General features: G+C 71.0%; 6 protein-coding genes. 2 read left to right on the forward strand and 4 right to left on the reverse strand.

All coding sequences use genetic code 11. The annotated features are described in order from the left end of the window. Nucleotides 1–17: 17 nt before the first annotated feature. A complete protein-coding gene (locus tag ACWELJ_RS22840; protein WP_452368164.1) occupies nucleotides 18–458 on the reverse strand; it encodes a hypothetical protein in 441 nt (146 codons plus the stop codon). Nucleotides 459–766: 308 nt separating this feature from the next. Here ACWELJ_RS22840 and ACWELJ_RS22845 point away from each other — a divergent pair, with 308 nt between their 5' ends. Next, nucleotides 767–1,291 (forward strand): DUF4442 domain-containing protein, encoded by a 525-nt coding sequence (locus tag ACWELJ_RS22845; protein WP_452368165.1) that lies wholly within the window; start codon nucleotides 767–769, stop codon nucleotides 1,289–1,291. A gap of 13 nt (nucleotides 1,292–1,304) precedes the next feature. Further along, on the forward strand, nucleotides 1,305–2,222 hold the full coding sequence (locus ACWELJ_RS22850) for an alpha/beta hydrolase family protein (RefSeq protein WP_452368166.1): 918 nt from the start codon (nucleotides 1,305–1,307) through the stop codon (nucleotides 2,220–2,222). An 84-nt stretch (nucleotides 2,223–2,306) separates the two neighbouring features. Here the strand turns inward: ACWELJ_RS22850 and ACWELJ_RS22855 are convergent, their stop codons facing one another. From ACWELJ_RS22855 to accD, 3 genes are read right to left on the reverse strand one after another with little or no spacing between them, the layout of a single operon-like run. Then, on the reverse strand, nucleotides 2,307–3,656 hold the full coding sequence (locus ACWELJ_RS22855; protein ID WP_452368167.1) for an acetyl-CoA carboxylase biotin carboxylase subunit: 1,350 nt from the start codon (nucleotides 3,654–3,656) through the stop codon (nucleotides 2,307–2,309). Then, the gene (locus tag ACWELJ_RS22860; protein WP_452368168.1) at nucleotides 3,653–4,177 is read right to left on the reverse strand and encodes an acetyl-CoA carboxylase biotin carboxyl carrier protein; all 525 of its coding nucleotides are present in this window, start codon (nucleotides 4,175–4,177) and stop codon (nucleotides 3,653–3,655) included. The genes ACWELJ_RS22855 and ACWELJ_RS22860 overlap by 4 nt, the downstream gene beginning before the upstream one ends. Beyond that, a complete protein-coding gene (accD, locus tag ACWELJ_RS22865) occupies nucleotides 4,177–5,907 on the reverse strand; it encodes an acetyl-CoA carboxylase, carboxyltransferase subunit beta (RefSeq protein WP_452368169.1) in 1,731 nt (576 codons plus the stop codon). Before accD ends, ACWELJ_RS22860 begins: the two co-directional genes overlap by 1 nt. Between the last annotated feature and the right edge of the window lie 93 nt (nucleotides 5,908–6,000).

The following is a 6,000-nucleotide window of genomic DNA, read 5'->3' on the forward strand; positions in this document are numbered from 1 at the left end:
ACCCAGGGGCTCGGGCGTCAGCCCCAGGAGCTGGTCGGCGGCGGGGCGGGTGCCGTGCAGGCGGGGTCGGAGGCGTCGAGGACGTTGACGACGGCGGGGCCGACGGTCACCTGTTCGTCGTAGCGGCCCTGGCCGATCAGCCACAGGGAGTGCGTGCCGCTGGTGGTCGGGGTCCAGCCGGCGGTCGCGTTCACCGGGCCCAGGGTCTGCGCGCTGCTGATGGCGACCGCGTTGTCCGGGTCCGGGCCGTCGGCGAAGTAATAGCTGTTGATGGCGGGCTGGATATCGGAGTCCAGCACGCTGAGGTCGTACGAGCCACCGACGCACTGGACGTTGCCGGAGACCGTCACGAACGAGTCGTTGTCGGGAGTAGCGACGGCGACGGCCGCGACACCCAGGCCGAGCCCGGCGCCGGCGACGATACCGAGGCCCCAGCGACCGACAGTGCAGCTATTCATTCCACCCCTCCTCACCTGCTGGTTCGACCGGCGATCGGCCAACTCTCAGCATGCACCATCGGACCGGCCGACGGTAGCCTCTTCAACCCAGACGACCCGTCGTTAGCAATCAGCAAGCAACCATCCGTTCACACGGGCGGGCGGCGGACACCCTTCCGGATGCCCGTTCGATCACGCTGCGTTCCACAGTTGTGCCGGTGGCGATAGGACCTCCCAATGAGGTGGCGGCCGAGCCCGCCCGGACCGACATACTTCGACTCGAAAGCTCGTGCCAGACAATTCGATTCGACGCAGTTGGGACAGGAAACATGACCGAGACGTCCTTCTTCGACCGCGCCTTCGCGCCGTTCGTGCCGTTCGCCAGCCAGGACCCCGATTACGCCAAGCTCGCCGAGATCGCCAATGCGGCGGTGCCTTTCGGGGTCTTCGCCGGTGTGCGGGTGACCGAGCTCGACTCCGATCACGCGCTGGCGGTGGTGCCGGACAATCCGGACCTGCGTAACCATGTGAAGACCGTGCACGCGGCGGCCCTCTACTTGGCCGCGGACATCGCCTGCGCGGTGGCCTTCGTCGGGGCGGCCGCCCCGGACCTCGGTGAGGTCGAGTGGATGGTGGTGCGGGATTCGCACGCCGCGTTCTTCAAGCCCGCGATCGGGCGTATCCGGGCCGTGGGCTCGGTGGATCCGCGCGATATCCGGGTCATCGCCGAGCGCGCCGACGCGGGCAAGTTCGACGTGGACACCCGGGCCCTGCTGTTCGACGACAAGGACGTCCTCGTCGGCAAGGTCACCTTCCAGTACGTCGCCAAGCTCGCCGCCCCCGCGGCCGCCTGATCGGAGCGAGCACATGTCCACACCCGGTAATGCCCCGGTCGCCGGAGCGAAGCGACCGTCGGAGTTCGCCACCCTCGAGGCGTTGACCGTCACCGTCCCCGAATCCGATGTCACCGCGGCGGCCTCGTTCGTGGTGCGGGTGCTTCCGGCCACCGACGCGGCCGCGCCCGTGCTGCTGATCCTGCCCGCGATCGCCATGAAGGCGAAGTTCTATCTGCCCCTGGCGAAATCCCTGCACGCCGCCGGCTTGTCCGCGGCCACGGTGGATCTGCGTGCCCAGGGTGAGAGCACCCCGCCGCTCGGCGAGGCCGGGAACTATGGCTATCGGCAGCTGCTCGAGGCGGATCTGCCCGCGATTCTCGACGCGGTGGCCGAGCGCTTCCCGGACGCCCCGATCCATCTGGTCGGGCACAGCCTCGGCGGTCAGCTGGCGCTGCTGTACGGCGCGGCGCATCCGGAACGGCTCGCCGGGGTGATCACCATCGCCACCGGTGTCGTGTTCTGGCGCGCGTTCGAGCTGAAGCGCTGGGCGTCGGTGCTGTACGGCAGCCAGTACGTCGGCGTGGTGTCGCGATTGCGCGGTGTGTGGCCAGGCAGCAAGGTCATGGGTGGGCCGATGGCGGGCGGCGTCATGGTCGACTGGTCCTGGCATGCGCTGACCGGGCGCTACCAGCCCGCCGGATCGACGGTGAACTACGATCGCCTGCTCGGTGTTTCGCCATTGCGCACACTGATGGTGTCCTTCGACTCCGATCCGCTGGGTCCCCGGTCGACCGTGGACCACCTGGCCCGGCGGTTGAAGCGGGCCGAGCTGACCCGCTGGCATTTGGAACCGGGCTCGGGCATCGAGAACCTGGACCACTTCGCCTGGATCAAGGACAGCCCGGAACTCGGCGCGCGCTTCGCCGAGTGGGTGCGGGAGGGCCGGTAGGGTTCCCTCGACCTTCCGGCCCACAGACGTGCGGCTCGCCCCGATGCGGAGGCGAGCCGGACGTTGTCGGTTGCCGGGCAGGCGTTATGAGCCGAGTGTGGCGACCATGGCGGTGTCGTGGCGGACCTCGCGGAACCGGTTGTGGTCGATCAGGCCGTCGACGAACTCGGCCGTCGTCGCGACGGCGGGCCCGCCCAGGCGGAGTTCGGCCAGCGCCCGGCGCATGCGCGCGATGGCGGTGACCCGATCGGGGGCCCACACGATGAGCTTCGCGAGCAGCGAATCATAGAGCGCGGGAACGCGATAGCCGAGGCGGGCGTGGCTGTCGACCCGCACGAAAGGCCCGCCGGGTAGGTCGCATTCGGTCAGCTCGCCCGGGGTGGGCGCGAAGTCGCGGGCCGGGTCCTCGGCATTGATCCGGCATTCCAGCGCGACGCCGTGCGGCTCGATGTCGTCCTGGGCGTAGCCGAGCTCCTCCCCGGCGGCGATGCGGATCTGCTCGTGCACCAGGTCGATGCCGGTCACCATCTCGGTGACCGGATGCTCCACCTGCAGTCGGCAATTCACCTCCATGAAGTAGAAGCGGTGGTCGCGCGGATCGAGCAGGAACTCGAAGGTGCCCGCGCCGACGTAGCCGGCGGCCGCCGCGCCGCGTACGGCCATCGCGCCCATGTCGGCGAGCACCTCGGCGGGAACGCCGGGCGCGGGTGATTCCTCCACCAGCTTCTGGTGGCGGCGCTGCAGTGAGCAGTCGCGCGCGCCCAGGTGCACCACGGTGCCGTACCGGTCGGCCAGGATCTGAATCTCCACGTGCCGAGCCGATTCCAGATAGCGCTCGACATACAGCCGCCCGTCGCCGAAGACGGCGAGGGCGGTGGCGCGGGTGCGGGCGAAGGCCGCGGGGAATTCGGCGGGATCGCGCACCACGGCCATGCCTCGACCGCCGCCGCCCGCGACCGCCTTCACGATGACCGGGTAGCCGATCTCGCCGGCGAACGCGGCGGCGGCCTCCGGATCGGTGATCGGGTCGCGGCTGCCGGGCAGCAGCGGCAGGCCGGCGTCCAGTATGGTGGCGCGGGCGCGGGCCTTGTCGCCGAGTTCGGCCATCACCTTCGGCGGGCAGCCGATGAAGGTGATGCCCTCGGCCGCACAGACTTCGGCGAAGTCGGGGTCCTCGGAGAGGAAACCGTAGCCGGGATGGACGGCGTCCGCGCCGGACATGCGGGCCGCCTCGATGATCGCCGGAATGTGCAGGTAGCTGGACTTGGCCGGTCCGGCCCCGATGCGGATGGCCTGATCGGCGAAGCGCACGACGGCGCTGTCGGCGTCGGCTTCGGTATAGACCGCGATCGAGCGCAGGCCCAGTTCGCGGCAGGTGCGGGCGACGCGCAACGCGATCTCGCCGCGGTTGGCGATGAGGACCGACGTGATCATCGTCCGGCCTCGCGCAGCAGCAACAGGGGCGCTCCGAATTCGACGGCGGTGGCGTCGGGCACGAGGATTCGCTCCACCACTCCGGCGCGCTCGGCCTGGATCGGGACCATGAGCTTCATCGCCTCGATGATGCCGATCTGCTGGCCGGGCGTGACGGTCGCCCCGACGGTGACGAACGGGTCCGCGCCCGGTTCGGGGGCGTGGTAGAAGACGCCGACCATCGACGCGGTCAGCGGGAAGGTGGCCGAATCACCGTTCGCCTCGGCGGATTCGGCCAGGACGGCGACCGGAGCGGGGCTCGGCTCGGTGCGCGCGGCGTTGCCGTTCGACGCGGCGGCGATCGGCTCCCCGGCCCCCACGCCCGGTCCGGCCGGTCGCTCGGGCCAGGTCACCTCCATCTGGAACTCCCCGGCCGCGACCCTGATCGAGAGCGGTGGCCGGTCGGCGCGCGCGGCGACCGCGAGCACGCTGTCGGCCAGCACGGAGACGGTGCCGGCGGGGTCGAGGATCGGTGGGGTCATCACACATCCCTTTCCAGGAAACGAGGCTGCTCGTCCGGGAGGTCGGCGAGCACGGCGCTCTGGGCGCCGAAACGGCGGAATCGCGCGTGGCGCGCGGTGATCAGGGTCATCTGGTCCTGCGGCAGCAGGGCGTCGAGGCATTCGACGACGCCCGAGCGCAGCGCCTCGGCGGCGGCGAGCAGGTTGGTCTCCGCGCCCGCGCCGGGCTCCTCGATCACCCCGTCGATGACGCCCAGTTCCAGCAGCGATCGCGCGTCCACGCGCAGCGCGACGGCGGCACGGGGCGCCTCGGCGGGGGTCTTCCACAGGATCGACGCGCAGCCTTCGGCGCTGATCACCGAGTAGACGGCGTTGGCGGACATGAGCACTCGATCGGCGACGGCCAGGGCGAGCGCGCCGCCGCTGCCGCCCTCGCCGGTGACGACCGCGACCACCGGAATCGGCAGGCTCGCCATCAGCCGCAGATTCTCGGCGATGGCCACCGCCTGGGCCTGCTCCTCGGCCTCGATGCCCGGGTACGCGCCCGCGGTGTCGATCAGGGTGAGCACGGGCAGTCCGAGTTTGGCCGCGAGCCGCATGACGCGGGCGGCCTTGCGGTAGCCGGAGGGGTTGGGCATGCCGAAGTTGCGTTTCGCCAGTTCGCCTGTGCTGCGGCCCTTCTGGGTGCCGATCAGCACGAGCGGAATCCCGGCCAGGCGGCCGAGTCCGGCCACGATCGCCGGGCAGTCGGCGGCGGCCCGGTCGCCGTGCAGTTCCACGAAGTCGTCGACGACCAGCGAGATGTAGTCGAGGGTGGTGGGGCGGCCGAAGCGGCGCGCGGCGCGCACGCACTCCCAGGCGTCACGCTCGGGCAGGAGCGCACTGTCGGTGACCAGTCCCCCGGTGCGGGATTCGCCACGCGCCGCGGTCCGCGGGCGCCGCGCGGCGGCCGACAGCAGCCGGGTCAGGGTCGCGGGCAGTTCGGCGCGGGCCGTGATCATGTCCACGACACCGTGTTCGAGGAGGAATTCGGCGGTCTGGAATTCCGGCGGGAGACTCTGGCCGATGGTCTGCTCGATCACCCGGCGACCCGCGAAGCCCAGTCGCGCACCGGGTTCGGCGATGATCACGTCGGGCAGGGTGGCGAAGGAGGCCGCGACGCCGCCGAAGGTCGGGTCGGTGATCAGGCCGAGGGTCAGGATGCCCGCCTCGTCCAGCTGCCCGAGGGCCTGGCTGGTCTTGGCCATCTGCATGAGCGCGAGGATGCCCTCCTGCATGCGGGCCCCGCCGGACGCCGTCACCAAGATCAGCGGAGTGCGTTCGGCCAGTGCGATTTCCGCCGCCCGGGTGATGGCCTCCCCCACGGCGGTGCCCAGGCTGCCGCCGAGGAAGCGGAAGTCCATGACCGCCAGGATGGCGGCGAAGCCACCGATCTCGCCGCGCGCGCAGACCACCGCCTCGGCCGACCCGGTGTGCTCCTGGGCCGCGCGCAGCCGCTGCGGGTACGGCTTCGTATCGGTGAAGCCCAGCGGATCGGTGTCGGTGACGGCCAGTTCCAGCACTCGTACCGAGCCGGTGTCGCACAGCGTGGCCAGGCGTTCACCGGCGGTCAGCGGGCCGTGCCAGCCGCAGGCCGGGCACACCTGGGCAGCGAGTTCGAAACGCTTGCGGTACAGCATCTGTCCGCAACCGCCGCACAGCACCCAGTCGTTCGGTGCGGTGGGCGGCCGGTCGGACTGGACGACGGTCATGATCATCCCTCCAGTGGCGTGGGCAGATACGTGCAGGCCGCGGCCGGCAGCCGGGCGCCGGCCTGCCGCAGCGCCGCCACCCGCGCGGTGACC

The sequence above is a fragment of the Nocardia sp. NPDC004582 genome (assembly GCF_053602115.1).

Coding starts and splice junctions, on each gene's coding strand:
- ACWELJ_RS22840 (WP_452368164.1), bottom strand. CDS start 458: ATGAATAGCTGCACTGTCGGTCGCTGGGGCCTCGGTATCGTCGCCGGC.
- ACWELJ_RS22845 (WP_452368165.1), top strand. CDS start 767: ATGACCGAGACGTCCTTCTTCGACCGCGCCTTCGCGCCGTTCGTGCCG.
- ACWELJ_RS22850 (WP_452368166.1), top strand. CDS start 1,305: ATGTCCACACCCGGTAATGCCCCGGTCGCCGGAGCGAAGCGACCGTCG.
- ACWELJ_RS22855 (WP_452368167.1), bottom strand. CDS start 3,656: ATGATCACGTCGGTCCTCATCGCCAACCGCGGCGAGATCGCGTTGCGC.
- ACWELJ_RS22860 (WP_452368168.1), bottom strand. CDS start 4,177: ATGACCCCACCGATCCTCGACCCCGCCGGCACCGTCTCCGTGCTGGCC.
- accD (WP_452368169.1), bottom strand. CDS start 5,907: ATGACCGTCGTCCAGTCCGACCGGCCGCCCACCGCACCGAACGACTGG.